Origin of the sequence: Sutterella massiliensis (assembly GCF_016899755.1) — a bacterium.
GTDB classification, from domain to species: domain Bacteria; phylum Pseudomonadota; class Gammaproteobacteria; order Burkholderiales; family Burkholderiaceae_F; genus Sutterella; species Sutterella massiliensis.
This window is the reverse complement of record NZ_JACJJC010000013.1, coordinates 43,415-63,013: the sequence shown is the minus strand read 5'-3', so window position 1 is coordinate 63,013 and position 19,599 is coordinate 43,415. Positions and strand designations below refer to the sequence as shown.

The 19,599-nt window shown below is 59.7% G+C and carries 15 protein-coding genes; 9 read left to right on the top strand and 6 right to left on the bottom strand.

All coding sequences use genetic code 11. The features are described 5' to 3' along the window. Nucleotides 1-33: 33 nt before the first annotated feature. Nucleotides 34-1,284, bottom strand: coding sequence for a 2-C-methyl-D-erythritol 4-phosphate cytidylyltransferase (ispD, locus tag H6A60_RS08600; RefSeq protein WP_239477672.1), 1,251 nt, complete (start codon nt 1,282-1,284; stop codon nt 34-36). Between the two features lie 270 nt (nt 1,285-1,554). On the opposite strand from ispD, the gene H6A60_RS08595 reads away from it, so the two are divergent. The 3 genes from H6A60_RS08595 (at nt 1,555) to H6A60_RS08585 (ending at nt 4,933) form a co-directional block, all read left to right on the top strand. Next, nucleotides 1,555-2,463, top strand: a complete 909-nt coding sequence (locus H6A60_RS08595) for a DUF2156 domain-containing protein (protein ID WP_205103488.1) — start codon at nt 1,555-1,557, stop codon at nt 2,461-2,463. Nucleotides 2,464-2,650: 187 nt separating this feature from the next. Beyond that, a complete protein-coding gene (locus H6A60_RS08590) occupies nt 2,651-3,154 on the top strand; it encodes a TIGR00645 family protein (RefSeq protein WP_205103486.1) in 504 nt (167 codons plus the stop codon). Between the two features lie 375 nt (nt 3,155-3,529). Next, complete coding sequence (locus tag H6A60_RS08585) at nt 3,530-4,933, top strand: OmpP1/FadL family transporter (protein WP_338054855.1); 1,404 nt, start codon at nt 3,530-3,532, stop codon at nt 4,931-4,933. Nucleotides 4,934-5,028: 95 nt separating this feature from the next. On the opposite strand, the gene H6A60_RS08580 is transcribed toward H6A60_RS08585, so the two are convergent. Further along, a complete protein-coding gene (locus H6A60_RS08580) occupies nt 5,029-5,469 on the bottom strand; it encodes a hypothetical protein (RefSeq protein ID WP_205103484.1) in 441 nt (146 codons plus the stop codon). Nucleotides 5,470-5,583: 114 nt separating this feature from the next. Next, nucleotides 5,584-6,954: a branched-chain amino acid transport system II carrier protein gene (gene brnQ / locus H6A60_RS08575; protein WP_205103482.1), complete on the bottom strand. Its 1,371-nt coding sequence runs from the start codon at nt 6,952-6,954 to the stop codon at nt 5,584-5,586. Between the two features lie 298 nt (nt 6,955-7,252). On the opposite strand from brnQ, the gene mfd reads away from it, so the two are divergent. Beyond that, entirely contained in the window at nt 7,253-10,756 is a 3,504-nt protein-coding gene (mfd, locus tag H6A60_RS08570) for a transcription-repair coupling factor (protein WP_205103480.1), read from the top strand. A gap of 91 nt (nt 10,757-10,847) precedes the next feature. Here mfd and H6A60_RS08565 read toward each other — a convergent pair whose 3' ends face one another. Both H6A60_RS08565 and H6A60_RS08560 read right to left on the bottom strand, forming a co-directional pair. Next, the gene (locus H6A60_RS08565; protein WP_239477671.1) at nt 10,848-11,450 is read right to left on the bottom strand and encodes a methylated-DNA--[protein]-cysteine S-methyltransferase; all 603 of its coding nucleotides are present in this window, start codon (nt 11,448-11,450) and stop codon (nt 10,848-10,850) included. Between the two features lie 100 nt (nt 11,451-11,550). Further along, nucleotides 11,551-12,780 (bottom strand): MFS transporter, encoded by a 1,230-nt coding sequence (locus H6A60_RS08560; protein WP_205103478.1) that lies wholly within the window; start codon nt 12,778-12,780, stop codon nt 11,551-11,553. Between the two features lie 369 nt (nt 12,781-13,149). Between H6A60_RS08560 and H6A60_RS08555 the strand changes: the two genes are divergently transcribed. Continuing rightward, nucleotides 13,150-14,355, top strand: a complete 1,206-nt coding sequence (locus H6A60_RS08555; protein WP_205103476.1) for a porin — start codon at nt 13,150-13,152, stop codon at nt 14,353-14,355. Nucleotides 14,356-14,514: 159 nt separating this feature from the next. Here H6A60_RS08555 and H6A60_RS08550 read toward each other — a convergent pair whose 3' ends face one another. Beyond that, nucleotides 14,515-15,042, bottom strand: coding sequence for a YceD family protein (locus H6A60_RS08550; protein WP_239477670.1), 528 nt, complete (start codon nt 15,040-15,042; stop codon nt 14,515-14,517). Nucleotides 15,043-15,209: 167 nt separating this feature from the next. Between H6A60_RS08550 and H6A60_RS08545 the strand changes: the two genes are divergently transcribed. From H6A60_RS08545 to H6A60_RS08530, 4 genes are all read left to right on the top strand, one after another. Further along, nucleotides 15,210-15,809 carry a Maf family protein gene (locus H6A60_RS08545; protein ID WP_205103474.1) on the top strand — a complete coding sequence of 200 codons (600 nt, stop codon included), beginning with the start codon at nt 15,210-15,212 and terminating at the stop codon, nt 15,807-15,809. Between the two features lie 51 nt (nt 15,810-15,860). After that, nucleotides 15,861-16,748, top strand: coding sequence for an SAM-dependent methyltransferase (locus H6A60_RS08540; protein WP_205103472.1), 888 nt, complete (start codon nt 15,861-15,863; stop codon nt 16,746-16,748). A gap of 12 nt (nt 16,749-16,760) precedes the next feature. Further along, on the top strand, nt 16,761-18,158 hold the full coding sequence (locus H6A60_RS08535; protein WP_205103470.1) for a hypothetical protein: 1,398 nt from the start codon (nt 16,761-16,763) through the stop codon (nt 18,156-18,158). Nucleotides 18,159-18,316: 158 nt separating this feature from the next. Continuing rightward, nucleotides 18,317-19,540 (top strand): IS630 family transposase, encoded by a 1,224-nt coding sequence (locus H6A60_RS08530; protein WP_338054854.1) that lies wholly within the window; start codon nt 18,317-18,319, stop codon nt 19,538-19,540. Nucleotides 19,541-19,599: the final 59 nt, after the last annotated feature.

Sequence of the window (19,599 nt, the reverse complement as noted above, 5' to 3'; positions counted from 1 at the left end):
ATCGGCGGCAGCCGTGCAGCTCACAGGAAGAGGTCAGCCGTTCGATCGCGCGAGTAGCACGACAGCATGCGCCATCATGCCCGCTTCTCGGCCGACATCATCCATCTTTTCGTTCGTCTTCGCTTTGACGTTCACAACGTCTTCGCCCACGCCCAAGAGCGCGGCCACCGAGCGGCGGATCGCAGGCATGTGCGGTCCGATCTTCGGGCGCTCGGCGACGATCGTAGCGTCAAGGTTCACCACGGTCCATCCGCGCGAATGTACAAGCTCGACAATAGCGGCAAGAAGCTTGCCGCTGTCAGCCCCCTTCCACTTCGGATCCGAGGGCGGAAAGTGCTGACCGATATCGCCCAAGGCGGCAGCCCCCAGAACGGCGTCGGTGACGGCGTGAAGGAGCACATCGGCGTCCGAATGACCGTCAAGCCCTTTTTCAAACGGAATTTCAACCCCGCCCAGAATCAGAGGACGGCCCTCAACGAGGCGGTGGGAATCGTAGCCTTGGCCCACGCGAAACGGCACCATGTGTTCTTCTCCGAGAATCAGTTCGGCAACACGCTCGTCGCCGGGGTTCGTGACTTTGATATTGGTGGCGCGCCCTGCAACAACTTTAACGGGAAGACCGAGCCGCTCGACGGCGCTCGCTTCGTCGGTAATGCCCTCGAGGCTTCCGTCGAGCGCTTCAATAAGAACGCCCGCACGAAAGAGCTGCGGCGTGGCCGCACGCCAGAGTTCCTTTCGAGGCACCGTTTCAACGATGCGGTGACGCGCATCGACGCGCTTCACGGTGTCGGCCATTGGAAGCGCGAGAATGCCGCCCGCGACGCTTTCGTCGGCGAGCACTTGATCGAGGAGCCGATCGATTTCGGAAGCCTTCACGCACGGGCGCGCCGCATCGTGCACAAGCACCCAATTTTCCCGATCGAAATTCGCCGCCAAAAGACCGTTTCGCACGGATTCGGCGCGCTCGGCGCCGCCCGCGCGGTGCAGGACGACATTCCTCGGAAATCGATCGGCGATGCCATCGATGTACGGATCGTCGGGACTCACGACGACGTGAATCGACTCGATGCGCGGCACGCGCGCGAGCGCGCGAAGTGTGAGAAGAAGCATCGGTTCACCCGCAATGCGCATGTACTGCTTGGGGTGACCGAGCCCCATGCGCGCACCCACGCCCGCCGCGCAGACGAGCGCAGCAATGTGGAAGCGCCCAGGCGCCTCGGGTTTCGCTTGTGTGTCTTGCCCGGAACACTTGCACGCCGTGATTTCGTCTGCCATATCCGTCATTCGTTTTTCCGCACTATTACGTTTTCTTCTTTGCCGAAGCGCCGCACACGGCGCTCCTCGGAAAGTCTATACGGAGAAGCCGCGAAGGCGGCATGCTAAAATTCGCCTATCAAATAATCCGCATCGATTGAATGCGCAAACCATTCGTCCGAATTCGTCCGTTGCTGCGCAGCCGGGACCGAGAACGCTCGCCCGCTGCCGCGTCCGCGGACGTTTTTGCGTCCGGCCCCATGCCGCTTCGATGCTTTCGCCAGACTCCGACACGTTCCCATGCCGCTTCCCTTTCACGCCATCTCCTTCAACGACCTCCCGCTTCTCAGAAAATACCTGCCCTTTTACGGTAACGGCGACTGCAACCTCTCGATTGCGTCGCTTCTGACGCGAGGTCCCGAACGAGGCACCGAGCTATGTGAACTTCACAATCACCTGCTCGTCAAATGGCGCGCCGAAGGCTTTGAGGAACCCGTACTGCAGTTTCCGATCGGCTGTTGCGTTGGCGTCGACCTTATCCACGAAATTGAAGCCGCTCTTTCAGAGGAAGGCGAATCCCTGCGCCTTTACGGAAGCGTGCCGGAACTCCTTCTCTGGGTGCAGAAGCTCATGCCCGAACGAAGCTTTGTCGTCACAAGCGCCTCCGCGGGCTGGGACTATCTTTATCGCCGTGATACCTTCGCGACGCTCGAAGGCCGGCCGATGGCGAAAAAGCGCAACTTTACGCGCCGCTACCATGCGGCGAACCCCAATGCGACGTTTGTACCCCTGAGCGACGAAACGATGCAGCTTCTCAAAGCGTTCCTCGCCGAGTGGTACGAAGCCGAAGGTGAGATGACGAAGAGCCTCCTCGAAGAGCGCGCAGCGATTGAAACGGCGCTCGAGCATCGAGAGGCGCTCAACCTCTCGGGCGGTCTTCTCATGAGCGAGGGGCGCGTCGACGGCTTCACCTACGGCACGCTCGTCGCCAAAGACATCTTTGCCGTTCACATCGAAAAAGCCCGACGCGACGTAACAGGCGCCTATCCGGCGCTCTCGAGCGCCTTTGCGAAATCACTCCCAGAAGACGTCGTGTTCCTCAATCGCGAAGAAGACATCGGAATTCCCGGACTCAGAAAAGCAAAACTCGCCTGGATGCCCTGCGGCATGATCCAAAAGGGCGTCGTCGAAATCGTCCCCGCCAATTGAGACACAACAAACGCTCTTCGGGGCAAAACTTTCAAATTTTTCCGGTTTTTTAAGACTATCAAACCAATCCATTCGATAAAATTCGCGCAATTCTTCGGTACCAGTCGCTGCGCGCCGCTGGCGCCTCCCTGACACCGGCACCGACATCTCCCTTCCGTCTTCTCCTCCGACCCGGAACCGATAAAAAATGGAAAAAATCTTCGAGCGCCTCATGTACTGCATGCGCTGGGTGCTTGCGCCGATCTACATCGGCATGTCGCTTGCACTTATCGCGCTCGCCTGCAAGTTCTTTCAGGAAGCCTTTCACATCCTGCCGCACGTCTTCGAGCTCTCCGAATCAGACCTGATTCTCGCGGTGCTCTCCATGATTGACATGGGGCTTGTAGGCGGTCTTATCGTAATGGTGATGTTCTCGGGCTACGAAAACTTCGTTTCGTCCTTGGATATTGCCAAGAACACTGAAAAGCTCGCCTGGCTCGGCAAGCTCGACACGGGGTCCCTTAAGAACAAGGTCGCCGCTTCGATCGTTGCCATTTCGTCGATTCACCTCCTTCGCATCTTCATGGAGATCCAGGAGGTTGCAAACGACAAACTCATCTGGTACGTCGTCATTCACCTCACGTTTGTGCTCTCCGCCCTCGTGATGGCCGTGATCGACAAAATGCATAGAGAAGGTCACGAAGGTCTCTGACCGTTCGCCCGATCTCAAGCAACCCTCAAAGACGCCGCTCCGCACGCCGGGGCGGCGTTTTTTCATGGCTGAACGGATAACCTCGAGATTTTCTTGGATTAGCCAACTTTTGCCAGATAGCAAATAAAAAGCTTTGTCAAGCATTGAAATCCCAAACGAAATGCCCTGTTTTCAGCTGTTCCTACGACGTTTCAGTTGGCTAATACGCTTCATCCGTTTAACTGATCCGAATGCAAACTATAGGGTTTTTACCTAAATTTTCGTTTGTTTATCGACACATTTCTTTTACAAAATGCGTTTCCATTGTGTCGGCGCCTCGGGCGCCGCTCTCATTTTTTCCCTAAATATCCGTAGATTTGCTCTCAAGGAGACATCGTGAGTTCCTCCACGACTTTCAAGATTGCAGCTGCCGCCTTCGCCGTTGCCGGCGCCTTTGCCTCGACGGCCCATGCGGCGGGCTTCATGCTGACCGAACAGACGGCCGGTTCCCTCGGCCGTGCCTACGCCGGTGTCGGCGTTGACGGCACGGACGTTGCCGGCGTTTACTACAACCCCGCCACGATGACGCTGCACCCGGGCACGAACATTCAGGCGGGTTTCGTCGGCATCGGCCTCAATCTTGACTACGCTGGGAAGGATGGCGAAACAGCCAACGGCCGCTTCCACCCGCAGGCCATTCCGCACGGCCACATCACGCATCAGATCAACGACTCGACTTGGGTCGGCTTCTCGATGACCGTTCCTTTCGGTATGGGCACGGATTACGACAGCGATTGGAACCAGAGCCGCCGCGGCATCAAGGCAACCATTCTCACGCTCGACTTCAACCCAAGCGTCGCTTGGAAGGTTTCTGAAAAGCTCTCGATCGGTGCCGGCGTTTCGCTGCAGTACGCTTCTGCTGACCTCAAGATGCGCATGAACTTGAGCGACACGACGCCAGGCCAACAGGCCAACAGCGCGCTCAACAATGCGCTGGCAGAGGCAATTAAAAATCAGGATGCCGCGGCAATTAAGCAAATTCAGGAGATTGGGAATGCCGTCAAAGATGGTTCCGCTCAGTCTGAGATTGATGCCGATAGCTGGGCTTGGGGCTGGAACATCGGCGTGATGTGGAGCCCTGTTCAGAACTTCCGCGTCGGCCTGTCGTATCGTTCCGAAATCACGCATGATGCGGATGGCGACCTGAAAGTCAATGGATTGCAGGGAGTTGTTCCCGGGAACTGGCAGGAGTCGGCACTCGGTTCCATCATCAGCGGTGCCATCAGCCAGAGCCTAGGCACGATGGACGGTGCCGCTACGGTTTCCGCGCCGGCTTGGGCCATGGCCTCCGTTGCGTGGGACGTCAACGACCTCCTGAGTCTCTACGCTTCGTTCCGCTGGACCGATTGGTCGAGCTTCGACAAGCTTGACATCGAAGGCAACGGTACCACGATGGCCACCGTCACCAACAAGTGGAAGGACACATACCTCGGCTCACTAGGCGCCGACCTTCGGCTCACCGACTGGTGGACGCTGCGCGGCGGTATCGCTTATGAATCCTCGCCGATTTCCGATCCGTCCTACCGTACCGCCATCATTCCTGATGCCGACCGCTGGTGGTTTGCCGTCGGTTCATCCTTCAAGCTTACTGACCAGCTCATTTGGGATGTTTCGTTCGCTCACCTCCACGGCGTGCACGAACGCAACCTCTATGCAGCTGAAGGTAGCAACGAAAAGGTCGGCCGCTTCCGCAAGCTCGACGCCTACCTCCTCGGTACGCAGCTGCAGTACCGCTTCTAAGTACGCGCTTCGCGCTTGACGCGATACCTGCTTAGCTGAAGAAAACCCGCCTCGGTTCAACCGACGGCGGGTTTTTCGTTTTTCGCTTCAACTTGTTAAGCCTCCGCTTCCGGAATGTCGCCGTAGACGAAAGCAACAAGGAGGTCGCCCAAGGATTTCCCCTCGGGGAGCGCCATGCGCTGCGCGACGTTCGACTCTTCGCAGGCGCTCATGCCGGCGTGGCGACAGAGCGTGGCAGTGTAGAGCGTCATTGCCATGTCCATCGTGGGCCGCAAATGATAGTGTTTGAGAAGCCCTTTCAAAAGCGCCGCATCTTCTTCCCAGACGCTCATCGGAGCAGGTTCGCCCGAAGCGGCTGTGAGTTCGCCCGGTTCGCTCTTGGCAAACCGCTCGCCCAAAGTCGGCAGCGTTCGGTCGGCATAGTCGCTTGCGAGCGACGACACTACCCTGTCGTCCAGACATCGCGGAAGTCGGACGAAATGCGCCAGTTCTTTGAGTCGAACGGCGTAGCGCGCACAGCGGTAGTCTCGAAGCATGACGGCCTCCGTCTGAATGCGGGGTGGTCTTCACTTCATCCTACGCCATGCGCGCGAATTTGCCAAAAATGCGAGAGCGTTCAACCGAAATCGGGGTGTGTTGAACGCTTTTGATTAATTTTCGTATGACTTCTTGGGAAGAACCGCAGAGAGCGCGGCGCCGAGAATCGCCCCGATCAGCGCGGGGAGCATCCATTCGAGACCGTTTTCGGTAAAGGGGAGCGTATCGGCAAAGTCCGAAAGGACGGGCACACGAATGCCGAAGGCTTCAATGCCGGCCAGCACGGAGAAAATCCCCGTCATGACGATCGTCGCGGGATAGAACGCTCGGAGCGTGAGGAGGCGCCTCGAAGCGAGCGAAAGGAGCCCCAAGACAATCAGCACGATTGCGACCGGATAGATCGCAACGAGGAGCGGCACCGAGAACTTCAAAATGAGCGTGAGGCCGGCGTTTGCAATCACCATGCTCGCAAAAGCAAAGACCTTGGCCCAGCCGCGATAGTCGAGCACGGGGAAGGTTTCGCTGAAGTAGTTCGAGCAGCAGGAGATGAGGCCGACACAGGTGTTAAGACAAGCGATGAAGAAAATAAGGCCCATAAGCACGGTGCCCACCGGCCCGAAAAGGTCGGCGGCGACGAGCGTGAGGGTCTGCGCGCCGTTTTCCATGCCCGAATAGGCGCCCCCCGCCTGCGCGCCGATATAAGCGAGCGCGCCGTAGACCGCAAAGAAAACGCAGGCGGCAATCGCACCCGCGAGGACCGTTTCCTTCACAACCGCGCCTTCGCTCTTGATGCCAAAAGCGCGAATGTTCATCGCGATCACGAGCCCGAAGTTGAGGGCCGCGATCGTATCCATCGTCTGGTAGCCCTCGATAAAGCCCGTCGCAAAGGCGCCGTGCACGTAGGCGCTGCCGGGCGCCGCCGCCTCACCCAACGGATGAAAGAGGATCCCCAAGAAGAGCACGAAGATGAGAACGATCAGCGCGGGACAAAGGTACTTTCCCAAGCGCTGCGTGAGCTTCTCGGGATTGAGCGCCACGAAGTACGCCACAAGGAAGAAGAGCACCGAGTAGACGAACTGCGCAATCACGAGCGCGCCGAACCCGCCGAAGGACGCTTCGAGCAGCCCCGCGCTCTCGAGCGCGGGGCGCATCACCATTTCAAAGGACGTACTTGCCGTACGCGGAATCGCGAGACACGGCCCGATCGAAAGGTAGATGAGGAGCGTAAAGAGAAACGCAAAGCGCGCGTTCACGCGCGACGCAAGCGACGTGAGGCCGCCCGACTCCGCGACGGCCATGACGCCGAGAATCGGGAAGCCCACGGCCGTCACAAGAAAGCCCGCAAGCGCGGCAGGCATGTCGGTGCCCGCCTGCGCGCCGAGAAACGGCGGGAAAATCAGATTCCCTGCACCGAAAAACATGGAAAACAGCGTGAGGCCGACAAGCAGCCGCTGCGAAAAACTCAGAGCGGATAGCGCGTTCATTGGGTTGTTGTTATTCGTACGCCGGTAGGCATGCAAAAAGCTTCAAAGCGCTCGGTCGGACGCCGAAACAGTTCAAAAATACCGATCGAGCGCCTTGAATTAAGTTCGTAGAAACGAGTAAGACTATCAGAGTATTCGCGAATTCGGTTTTCGGACTACTCGGTACGTGCTTCCAACGATCACGGTCCCCGACGTCGCCGAATCCGCAGCCCGCTTGCGGACGCGATCGCCGCGCCCCGGGCGGGCGGTGTGGCAGAATGAGGCCGACTTTTTCCGAGACCGAACCGAGTAATCAGAGATGGCCAGCGACCTCAAGCGCCTTTTCAGTATCGATTTTTCGAAATCCCGTCCTGGCGAACGCCTGCGCGTGCCGCTTCCTGCGTCGCGCGCCGACGCAGCGGCCCTTGCCCAGGCAGCCGTTGCCGCCCATTCGCGCGGCGAGCGCTTTGTCGTCATCTGTGCCGATCCCGCGGACGTGCACCGGCTTGCGCAGGAAATGCCCTGGTTCGAGCCGAGTCTCGACGTGCGGCCGATGCCCGACTGGGAAACGCTCCCCTACGACGTGCTCTCGCCCCAGGAGGAGCTCGTGAGCGAGCGTCTCGAAACGCTCTACCGCCTCACAACGCCCTCGGGCGGCGCGGACGTACTTCTTGCCTCCGCCGTCACCGCCTCGCAGCGCCTCGCGCCCGTTGCCTACATCGGCGCAAACACGTTCTTCTTCAAAAAGGGCGAGCGCATTTCGATCGAGAAGCTCCGTGAAAACCTCGTGCAGGCGGGCTACGCCGCCGTGAAGCAGGTGCTCGCCGCCGGCGAATTCGCCGTGCGCGGCAGCATCGTCGACGTTTTTCCGATGGGCTCGGAAAAGCCCTTCCGACTCGACCTCTTTGACGACGAAATCGACGAGATCCGCTGGTTTGACGTCGAAACGCAGCGCTCGATGGAGTCGGTTGAAGAAATTCGCCTGCTGCCCGGTCACGAATTCCCCGTCGACCCCGAATCGATGCTCGTTTTTCGGCAGCGCTGGCGCACGCGCTTTCCCTCGGACCCGAAAAAGAGCCTCGTCTACAAAGATGCCGAACAAGGCATTCTGAGCCCCGGAATCGAGTACTACCTGCCGCTTTTCTTTGACGAAACGGCGACGCTCGCCGACTACCTCCCCGAATCGGCCAAGGTGGTGCTCGTGGGCGACGTCGAGAAAGCGCTTCACGCCTTCATGAAGGACATGGCTTCGCGAGAAAAGGTGCTCGCGACCGACCCTGTACGCCCGCCGCTCAAGCCCGAAGAGCTTTGGCTTACCCCCGAAGACTTCTTCGTGAGCCTCAACAAGTTCGCGCGTTTTTCCGTCCTTCGCACGTCCGACGAAGCCGGTGCCGCGATGCTCACGGACGTCGCGGTCGACCGCAAAAACAAGAACCCGATCGCGAAGCTTCTCGAATACGCCGACAAAGCACGCGCACTGAAGACGCGCGTTCTCATCGTTGCTTCGTCGCCCGGGCGCATGGAAACGATGTCCGAGCTCTTCAAGGCGGGGGGCCTGAAGTTCCGCGCTTATGAAAACTGGGCGCAATTCTTGGCCGACGAAGACGCACCGGAAGTCGACGCCCGCATCGGCATGACCGCGGGGCCGCTCTACGCGGGCGCCGTCTTTGAAGAACCCAAAGTCGTCATCCTCACGGAAACGGAACTCTATGCGGCGAGTCCGCGTCGACAGCGCATCCGCCGCGTGCGTCACGCGAGCACGCTCGAAATGATGGTGCGAGACGTCGCCGAACTGAAGGTCGGCGACGCGGTCGTGCACATGGATCACGGCATCGGCCGCTACCGCGGGCTCGTGCACATGGATACGCCGGAAGGCGAAGTCGAGTTCCTTGAGATTGAATACAAAAACAACGCCAAGCTCTTCGTACCGATCACGAATCTGCAGTTGATCAGCCGCTACGCGGGCTCGGACCCCGAACACGCGCCCTTGCACGCACTCGGGCGAGGCGACTGGGAAAAAGCCAAGCGCAAGGCGGCCGAAGAAGTGCGCGATACGGCAGCGGAACTTCTCAACCTCTATGCGCTTCGCAAGACGCGCGAGGGGATCCACTTCAAGATTGACGCCGCCGACTACGAGCGCTTCCGAGAGGGCTTCGCCTTTGAGGAAACGCCGGACCAGCGTGCGGCGATCGAGGCCGTCATCGCCGACATGACATCAGGCAAAGCCATGGACCGCCTCGTCTGCGGCGACGTCGGATTCGGCAAAACGGAAGTCGCGCTTCGTGCGGCCTTCATCGCCGTGATGAGCGGCAAGCAGGTCGCGGTCCTTTGCCCCACGACCCTTTTGGCCGAACAGCACGCCGCAACCTTCAAGGACCGTTTCGCCGACTGGCCCGTTACCGTCTCCGAACTTTCGCGCTTCCGCACGACAAAGGAGACCAAGAAAACAATCGAAAACCTCGCCGCGGGCGGCGTCGACATCGTGATCGGCACGCACAAGCTCTTGTCCGACAAGGTCACTTTCAAAAACCTCGGCCTCGTCATCATCGACGAAGAGCACCGCTTCGGGGTTCGCCAAAAGGAGACGCTGCGAAAAATCCGTGCCGAAGTCGACGTACTCACGCTCACGGCGACTCCCATTCCGAGAACGCTCTCCATGAGCCTCGAAGGCATCCGCGACTTTTCCGTCATCGCGACGGCGCCCGAGCGACGCCTTTCCGTCAAAACTTTCGTGCAGGCGGCGCAGGACGGCACGATCCGCGAAGCGGTGCTGCGCGAATTGAAGCGCGGCGGGCAGGTCTACTACCTCCACAACGAAGTCGAAACGATTGAAAACTGCCGCGCGCATCTTGAGAAGCTTCTGCCCGAAGCTAGAATCGCGGTCGCCCACGGTCAGATGCACGAGCGCGAACTTGAGCATGTGATGCGCGAGTTCTACCAGCAGCGCTACAACGTGCTCCTTTGCACGACGATTATCGAAACGGGCATCGACATTCCGAGCGCGAACACGATCATCATCGAGCGCGCCGACAAGTTCGGGCTCGCGCAGCTCCACCAGCTGCGCGGCCGCGTGGGCCGCTCGCACCATCAGGCCTATGCGTATCTCCTGACGCCCCCTGACGGCGCCTTCACGAAGGACGCGCAAAAGCGCCTTGATGCCATTCAATCGCTCGAAGAGCTCGGCTCGGGCTTTTATCTCGCCATGCACGACCTTGAAATCCGCGGCGCGGGCGAAGTGCTCGGCGAGCACCAGAGCGGCGAGATCGCCGAAGTGGGCTACGAAATTTATAACCGAATGCTCATGCAGGCTGTAAAAGCCCTGCGCCGAGGGGAATCCCCCGATCTCGAGAGTCCGCTCGGCACGACTGCCGATATCAACGTCCATGCGCCGGCACTTCTGCCCTCGGCCTACGTCTCCGATGTCTCTCAGCGCCTGGCGTTTTATAAGGAATTCGCTTCAGCGGAGGACCGCTATCAGATTGAAAAGACGACTGAAGCCCTCGTCGACTGCTACGGCAAACTGCCCGACCCCGCGAAGCGTCTCATTGAAGTGCATAAGCTTCGTCTGCGCGCCGAAATGCTCGGCATCCGCCGCATTGACGCCGGGCCTCAGCAGCTGGTGATCACGTTCGAAAAGAAGCCTGCGATCGACCCGATGTCGCTCATACGCTTTCTTCAGACGAGCAAAAACGCGACGATGGCCGGCCCCGAAAAACTTCGAGTAGCCGGTTCGTCCGCGAGCCCCGAAGCGCGCATCGAACTCGTCAAACGCGTTCTGTCAAACTTCACGCCGCTCAAGCGCGAAAGCGCCGCTCAGGCCTGACATTTTTTACTGTCGGGCCGTACGAAATCGGCCGCGCCGCCAGGCGCAACGGCGCGGCCTTTTTTCGCGAAATAGACCGATTCGAGATTGCCTATTTCGCCAAGCGGCTTGCCGCATGCAGCTGCGCACCGCTCTCGAACGGCAGCTCACTTTCGGGCACGCCCATTTCAAGCGCAAGGAGCCGGCGCTTTGCATCGTAGCCGCCCCCGTAACCGACGAGCGTGCCGTCTCGCCCGATCACGCGGTGGCAGGGAACGATGATTGAAAAAGGATTCTGACCGACCGCCGCGCCTACGGCACGCGCCGCTTTGGGGCGTCCGATCGCCTCGGCAATATCGCCGTAGCGCACGAGTTCACCATAGGGAACGCGCTCGAGCGCCGACCAAACGGCTCTCTGGAATTCGGTACCCACATAGCGAAGCGGCAGATCGAAGGCTTTACGCTCGCCTTTAAAATAGGCCCGAAGCTCTGCGAGCGCCCGCTCGATCACCGGGGACGTTCCGCTTTCGAACGAAAGGGGCAAAAGCCGCTCGAAACGGCTCATGATGGTTCCGTGATGCCAGCCGTCTGCCCAGTCGCACATGAGGAGCTCGTCGCCGACACTCGCCAGAACGAATTTGCCACAGGGCGACATCCACTCGACAAATCGAGCGACTTGACGGCTTCTACTGCCGGAATGCGCTTGTTTCTGCATGATTCGCTTTTAATCTCAAAAAGTTCGGATCGGCAAATCGACTGTAGCAAACTGCCGGAGAATGCCGGCTGTTTTTTCCTGCGGGAAACGCTTCTTTTTCCTACGCCCGCTTTCGCGTCCCGTCCACGGGCAACAGAAACGCGATGAAGCCCGCAAGCGGCAAAAGCGACGCCGCAGCAAACATCGTGTGCAGCCCGAAAACGTCGGCCGCGTAACCGAAGGCAGCAGTCGCGAGCCCGCCCATGCCGAAGCTCAATCCGAAGAAGAGTCCCGAAACCATCCCGACGCGCTCTGGGGCGGCATCGAGCGCCCAGACTAGAATCGCCGTGAAGGCCGAGCTCATGATGAAGGAAACGGTAAGCGCGAGCGCTATGACACCCGCGAGACCGACCCAGGGGAGCGCCAGCGCAAAAGGCGCGGCCCCGAGAATCGACCAGAGAATGACGATCCGCCGACCGAAGCGGTCCGTGAGCGGACCGCCCGCGACGGTTCCGAGCGCGCTCATCACAAGGAAGCCAAAGAGCGCATACTGCGCGCGGTCTATGTCGAGCCCGAAGGTGTCGATCAGGTAGAACGTGAAGAAGTTCTGAAGCGTCGCGATGTAGACCTGCTTCGAGAACATCAATATGAGAAGCATCGCAAAGAACGCGATGAGTCCGCGCTTCGTGAGTCCGAAACCGGGCGAATCGGCTCCCTTCTTTTCCTCGGTTTTCTTGGCGAAGATGCGCTCGCGCAATTCGAGCGCGACACCTTCGCGACCGACCCAGACAAAAAGGCACGCGGCAAAGGCCGCCATGGACGCAAACCACGCTATGCTCGGCTGTCCGTAGGGGACAACGACAAAGGCGGCGGCCAAAGGCCCCACGGCCATGCCGGCGTTGCCGCCAACCTGGAAGATCGCCTGTGCGAGTCCCTTTCTTCCGCCAGAAGCGAACTGCGCAATGCGCGCCGACTCGGGATGAAAGACCGCGGAACCGCACCCGATCAGTGCGACCGAGAGAAGAATCGCCGAGAACGACGCGGCGCGCCCCAAGAGAATGAGCCCCGCAAACGTGAAGCACATCCCGAGCGCAAGCGCATAGCGGGTCGGATGCCTGTCGGTCGCGAGACCCACAACGGGCTGCAGGAGCGAACTCGTGATCTGCACGATGAGCGTGATGAGGCCCACTTCGGCAAAGGTAAGACCGTGTGCGTCGCGCAGAATCGGCAGCGCCGCAGGAATGATGGAACCGATCCCGTCATTGAGGAAATGCCCGAAGCAGACCGCTGCGAGAAGCCCGACAGCCATGCCGCCAGTTGCCGATGTCGCACCATTCTGACCGACTTTCATCCTCGTTCCGCTCTTCTGTTTCGCCTCGGCCGCCGCAAACCAACCGGCACGCCGTACGCATGAAGTGTAAACCGCCCGCCGTTTTCACTCTAACGCCGACGTTTGTCTTTCGAAAACCGTTGCGCACGCATATTCGGAGTATCCCGAAAAGAAATAAGAAAGTGTGTACTTGCATTCGCTATCTATAGCTGTTACTCGTCGTTTTCCGCCATAAGCAAAGACCATTTTCGGCAATCGGAAAACCGGAAAACTTTATTTCCGAGGCCGGAGCGTTCAAAGTTGAGAGCGTTTGCTGCACGAACCGATCTTTTCCCGATTCTCTTCGTCGCAGCAGATGTCTCATGCATACAAACGAAAAAGGAAGAAACCATGCAGCACAAGCTCTCTCGCTTCGGCCTCGGCTTCGCGGCCGGCCTCCTCGCCTTGAGCGGCCTCGCTTCGCAGAGTGCCGTCGCGTCAGACGTCCAGATCTACGGTCAGTTGGATTATGGTCTGATCTACAAGGACGGCAAGGGTGCGCCCGCCACCTTTACGATGGATAGCGGCGTCGACGTCTCAACCCTCTGGGGCATCCGCGTCGTCGAAGAGCTCGACGAAGACAAGTACGTGCGCGTGGTCCTTGAATCGGGCTTTGACGACGGCACGGGCCAGATCAACAACGGCCACGCCAACAGCACGAGCGACTTCTTCAGCCGAGAATCGGCGCTCACAATTGGCTCAAAGTCAATCGGCGAAATCACGTTCGGCCGACAGGGCGGCTTCTTGGGCTCAACGGGCACGTACGCGCAATGGGCGGCAATGGGCATGAATCCGATGCAATCGAATGCGGCAGACGCTGCGCTTTTAGGTGCCTTCGACAACTCGCCCTGCATCGACAACGCGATCGTCTTCAAGAGCCGCGATCTCGGCGGCCTGACGCTTCTTGGCATGTATTCGAACGGCGTCACGTCAGAATCGGGCAGCTTTTCGAAGGACTCTCACATCTATGCGCTCGCTGCGGGCTATAAGCACGCGGACTTTTCGCTTTCTGCGATCTGGCAGATGCAGACTTGGCCCAACAGCAAGACGGCAGCGCAAAGTGAAGATGCCAAGCCCACGCATATTTTCTTCCTCGGTGCAGGTAAAAATTTCGGCGACTTCCGCGTTCTCGTTGCCTACGAGCACGTTGAGAACGGCCGGCGCGTCTTCGGCGGCCCGAATTCTCTGCAGGTAGCAGACTTCTTCGGCAGCGAAAAGGGAGCCGACGGCAAGACCCTCAATCAACGCAGCGATGAGGGCTTCCGCGTCGATTCCTTCTCGATCGGCGGCTTTACGCACTTGGGACCGGGCACCATTCACGCCTCCTTCAAGGTCGCGCATGCCGAATGGCAGGGCGAAGACGTTGCCGATGAATACGACACCGACGGCACCCGCTTGGTCTACGCAACGCGCTACTGCTATCCGCTTTCCAAGCGTACGCAGCTCTACGCCATTGCGAGCTACGGCGACGGCTCGGGGCTCTTTGACAACACCGCAACGACGCAGAACGTAGCCACGCGCGTATTTGCGGGCTTTGGCATTCACACCAAGTTCTGACGGTTCGCCGCTCAACGAGGTCCCCCGAAGAAGTTGAGACAGACTTCAGGCACCCGACGAATCCGAAGCTTCCATAAGAAAAGGACGGCATCCGGCTCGATGTCGTCCTTTTGCTTCGAATTGAGTCGGAGCGCGCCAGCAAAGGAGCCGAGCGGCTGCTTACTTACGGAATTTCATGCCGGCCAACGCTGCAAAGGGATTGGGCTTTTTTTCTTCGACCGCTTCGGGTTCTTCGTCTTCCCACATGTCCTCTTCGCAGCCGTCTTCGTGAACAGTCATGGCGGGCAGCGACAAAATCGCCTCTTCCTGCACCCAGGCGTCAACGTTGAACTTGCGCGAACCGACAACGACGTCTTCGTCCTCTTCGTCTTCGCTCACGGGCATGGCGTTGGCTTCGGCCTCGGTCTTCGTGAAAAGGAAGACGGCTTCGGATTCAATGTCGACCGCGACGGGCTTATTGCAGCGCGCGCAGGGCATTTCGACTTCGCCCCAGATCGAAAGCATGGCTGCGGGACGCCCGCGCCGCTCGCCGCGGCCCTCGATCGCGTACCTGACGCTGCCGGCGTCGGTCGCGAGAAAAGCGCGCAATTCGGGCATGTCGCCGACGGGGACTTCGCCTTCGACGGATTTTTCCTTGAGTGCGAGATCGAAGATATCGATGATGAGCGCCATCGAAAGAGTCTCCATGGATTGTTGAGCTTGCGGTTCGCTATCGCGCCGCGCGCTCGTAGATTCAAACTGCGCGCGCAGTTTAGCGCGAAAGACGCGTGCGCTCACTTGTGCGAGCGCCGCGCATCGGGCGGTCGTCCGACCAAAATCACGCGCTCGGCGCATCCCGCTAGAATGGATGAATTATGCAGAAGAAACTCATCCTCGCCTCAAGCTCGCGCTACCGCCGCGAGCTCCTCGACCGCCTTGGCCTCGAATACGACGCCGAGAGCCCAGATATTGACGAATCCTCGCGCCCCGGCGAAACGCCCAAGGACACGGCGCTGCGCCTCTCGGAAATGAAGGCGCACGCCATCTGGGAAAAGCACCCGGGCAGCGTCGTGATCGGATCCGACCAGGTAGCCGATTTGAACGGCACGAAGCTCGGCAAGCCCCACACTCGAGAACGCGCGATCGAGCAGCTCACGGCCATGCAGGGCAATGTCGTCGTTTTCTACACGGCGCTTTGCGTGATCGACGCCGAAGGACGCGCTGAGAAGCTCCTGTCGCCGACAACGATTCGCATGCGCAGCCTGAAGCGCGAAACGATCGAAGCCTACGTCGACCGCGAAAAGCCCTTCGACTGTGCGGGTGCCGCCAAGATCGAAAAGCTCGGCATCGCGCTCATGGCTTCCGTGGAGTCGGACGACCCGACGTCGCTCATCGGGCTCCCGCTCATGAAGCTTACGACGCTGCTTGCGAACGCAGGCGTTGAAGTACTCCCCGGGCTCGCCGAATCGGCCTGATCTCAGCGGGCACGCCGCACGATCCCTTTTCCGTTTTTTCGAGTTCCACTCATGCCGGGCACTATTTACCTGCTTCCCAACCTCGTGAGCGACGGTAAAGTCGCAGACGCGCTTCCCGCCGGGACGCTTGACGCCATGCGCCGCATAGACCGCTTTCTCGTCGAAGCGGCCAAGACGGCGCGCGCGGCCATCAAGGCCATGGGGCATCCGAAGCCCGTGAGCGAACTCGTGATTGAAGAAATCGGACACGATCCCGACCCCGGGAAGATCGACGGTTGGCTCGCGCCTGTCCTTGCGGGCGAAGACGCAGCGATCCTCTCCGAATCGGGTTGCCCCGGCGTTGCGGATCCGGGGGCGCAGATTGTCGCCCGCGCGCATGCGCTCGGCATCCGCGTGCGCCCGCTCGTCGGTCCGTCGTCAATTCTGCTTGCGCTCATGGCATCTGGCCTGGACGGTCAGCGATTCCGCTTTCTCGGTTACCTCCCGATCGCCGAGGATGAAAGGCGCGCGGCAATCGTGAATCTTGAACGCCAGAGCCGTGCAAGCGAAACACAGCTCTTTATCGAAACACCCTACCGCAATACGCACATGCTCGCCTCGCTCGTCAAGACGCTCGCGCCCGAAACGCGCGTGACGGTCGCGACCGACATCATGGGTGCGGGCGAGTCGATCCGAACGCTTCACGTGCGCGAGTGGAAGGAGCTCGATCAAGCAGCAAGAACGCTGCCGAAACTGCCGACCGTTTTTGCCGTTTTGGCCGAAGCCGGCCGAGGGAGCGCGCCGCGCTACGCGCCCGAACACGCCAAGCACAAGGGCGAGAAAACCGAGAAAGCCGAGAAATTCGTTTCGAGCCGACCGAACGGAACGAAGCCCCATCGCGGGAGCTCTAATCGGCCGAAGGGCGCCAAGCGACCCGATCGCCGCAAGGGCGAACACTAGCGTGAGGCCGCCATGAAGGAAGCCATTCTCAACGCGGCGTCGACCCCGCAGGGGCTCATCATCCTCGTCGTCTTCGCCTTCATCGCGCTCACGCTCGTCATCACGGCGATCTTCTTTGCGGTCGCCGCGCTCGTGCGCAGAAAGCGCGCTGCGGCGACGCTCAACGTTCAGGCCGTACAGAGCAGCCTCTCTGCGTCTGCAGCGGCCGCGGCGCCCGGAGCGCCCGGCTCATCCGCACAGGCGAACTCTTCGCTCGAAGCGGCGAAGCCCGCCTACGCCGACGCAACGCCCGAGCGAGAGTTACCGAGCGCCATCGAATCCGACGACGCCCCCGTCTCGAACGATCCGCTCGCCTCTTTCGTGCCGCCTCCCAAATCGCGCTCGAAGGCGCCGATCGGCCTCGCGCGCCTTCGCGACGAAGCCGACGACTTCGTTGCGCCCAAGCGCCGCGAGCCGGGGCTCGCCGAACCGCAGGCAATCGAGCAGAAGGAGCCTTCGTTCGGAGAGCCCGCTCAGCATCTGCAGTCCACTGCGCCGGTCCCCGTGCGCGATGAACCGACGCTTGCAGCCGTTGCGGCCGCGGCTGCCGTTTCCGCCGCCTCCCACACCGTGAACGAACACGCCGCACAGGCGATGCAGAGCGTTCAGCCTGCTGCGCCCGCGATGCCGACCGCGCCCGTCTTTACCTACGAGTCGAGCGGCAAAGCCGTGCCGATTCGCGAACATGCAGCGCCGCCTCCGCCCGTTTCGCCGCTCGCGAACGCGGTCGTTTTGCTGACGCTTCCCTTCGAGCGTCGCCCGGGCCTCACGACCGCACACGCCGAACTCTGCGGCATGGGGATCGAAGCGGTCTTTTTCGACCCGGAACTTGTCGCCCGCATTGAGGACGATCCCATTCGGCTCGTACCGTTTCTGCCCGCCGACATGGGGCGAATTCTTTTCCGCGAATCCGACCGCGAAACCTTTCGCGCCGGGCCCCTTCGAGCGCAGCCCGATGCCGTAATCGAACTCACGACCGGCCTCATTGCCCTTGAATACAAATCGAAGGGCGGCCGTCCAGAAGATCCGATCCGCTGGGCGGAAACAATGCGCGAAAAAGATTTGCTGCAGACGATAGTCAACGCACTTGTGCTTTCGGCCGAGTCGGGGCGCCCCGTTGCACCCGTGCTTCGTACGCATAACGCCGTCTTTTTCCTGCGGCCGGGCGAAGCCGTCTTGAAACTCTTGCGCGAGAACGTCGACAGCGCCCTTCTCTTTCTCGCCAACTCCATGGACGGGCTCGACCGCCCCGGCATTTCCGCGCTTGACTATGCCGGTCTCATGACGGTCGGGATATCGAAGCGCTTCCCGAAGCCGCGTTCCGCCATGAATGACTTCGGCGAGACTGCGCACAAGAAGCTCCTGCGCTAATCAGGCCGCTGTGCAGCGTTTTGCAAACTCGCCCAAACAATCTGCGGCCAAGTCCATTTCGTAAACGAAAAACGCTTTTTCGTTGTTTTTCGGTTTTGATAACACTCCTCCTACTGTCGAACTAGTACAACGTTCACAAAATAACGCTATTAAAAGAGATGTGCGGTACAATGGAGGGACTTTCCCATAACGGATACCCTCCTATGCCGCGCGGTCGCCCTGTTAGCAATCGACTCGAACTCACTCCCGAGCAAATCACAACCCTGAAGCAAATAGCCGGCTCCCGAAGCGAGGAACTTCGCCGAGTGCAGCGAGCCAAAGTTTTCCTTGCTGCCGCCGAAGGACAGCCACAGCGAGAGATCGCCGCCTCTGTCGGTCTATCCGTCAGTGCGGTGGCCCGCATGCTTCGCAAAGCTCTGCAGATCGGCCCGATGATGGCGCTCGACGACTTGAAGCGCAGCGGCCGGCCGACGGTTATCGGCGTCGAAGCGCGGACTTGGGTTAAGGAACTGGCGTGTACGCCGCCCAAAGACCTGCCTGACGCCCCGACTCAGGCGCTTTGGTCTATGGATACGCTTGCCGAATACGTTCGAAAACACGCAAGTGAAAAACCTTTCGGCGGCGAGCTCGCGAAGGCATCCAAGTCGACTATTTGGTCGATCCTGGATAGCGATGAGATTAAGCCTCACCGCAGTCGCTATTACCTTGAGAAGAAGGATCCGGACTTTTCTGCCAAGTGTCATGAAGTTCTGCTCTTATACAAGCGCGTCGAAATGGAACTCGTCTTCAGGGACACCTTGAGCAGTTCGTCGCAACCGAATGGGGCGGTATTCGTTTCGTATGACGAGAAGCCCGGGATTCAGGCGATTGGCAACGTTCACCCGGACAGGCGGCCGAGCGCCGACAACGGATTTACTCGTCGCGACTACGAGTACAAACGGCACGGAACCTTGTCGCTTCTTGCCGGCATAGATTTGATCACCGGCAAAGTGCACAGCCTGATTCGCGAGCGACACAAGAGTGCGGATTTCATCGACTTTTTGAAGTTGATCGATGCGACTTACCCCGAAGATTGCGTGATCTTCATGGTTCTTGACAATCACACCATCCACACCTCGCGCGAAACGCGAGCGTATCTCGACACCCGCAAAGGGCGCTTCCAGTTCGTGTTTACACCCAAGCATGCCTCTTGGCTGAATTTGATTGAAGCCTTCTTCAGCAAGATGGCTCGAGTGAGCCTTCGCGGGCTGAGAGTTAACTCAAAGGACGAACTTCGGAGTCATATCGAACGCTGGGTGGCAGAATGCAACGAGGACCCCGTTCCTTTTCGATGGAAATGGAAAATGGACGAGGTCCACGAGCTTATTAATAGCGTTATTTAACGAACGTTGTACTAGAGCGGCAGTCAAAAATTTGGGGTTCGCTTAAACAGTGCACGCTG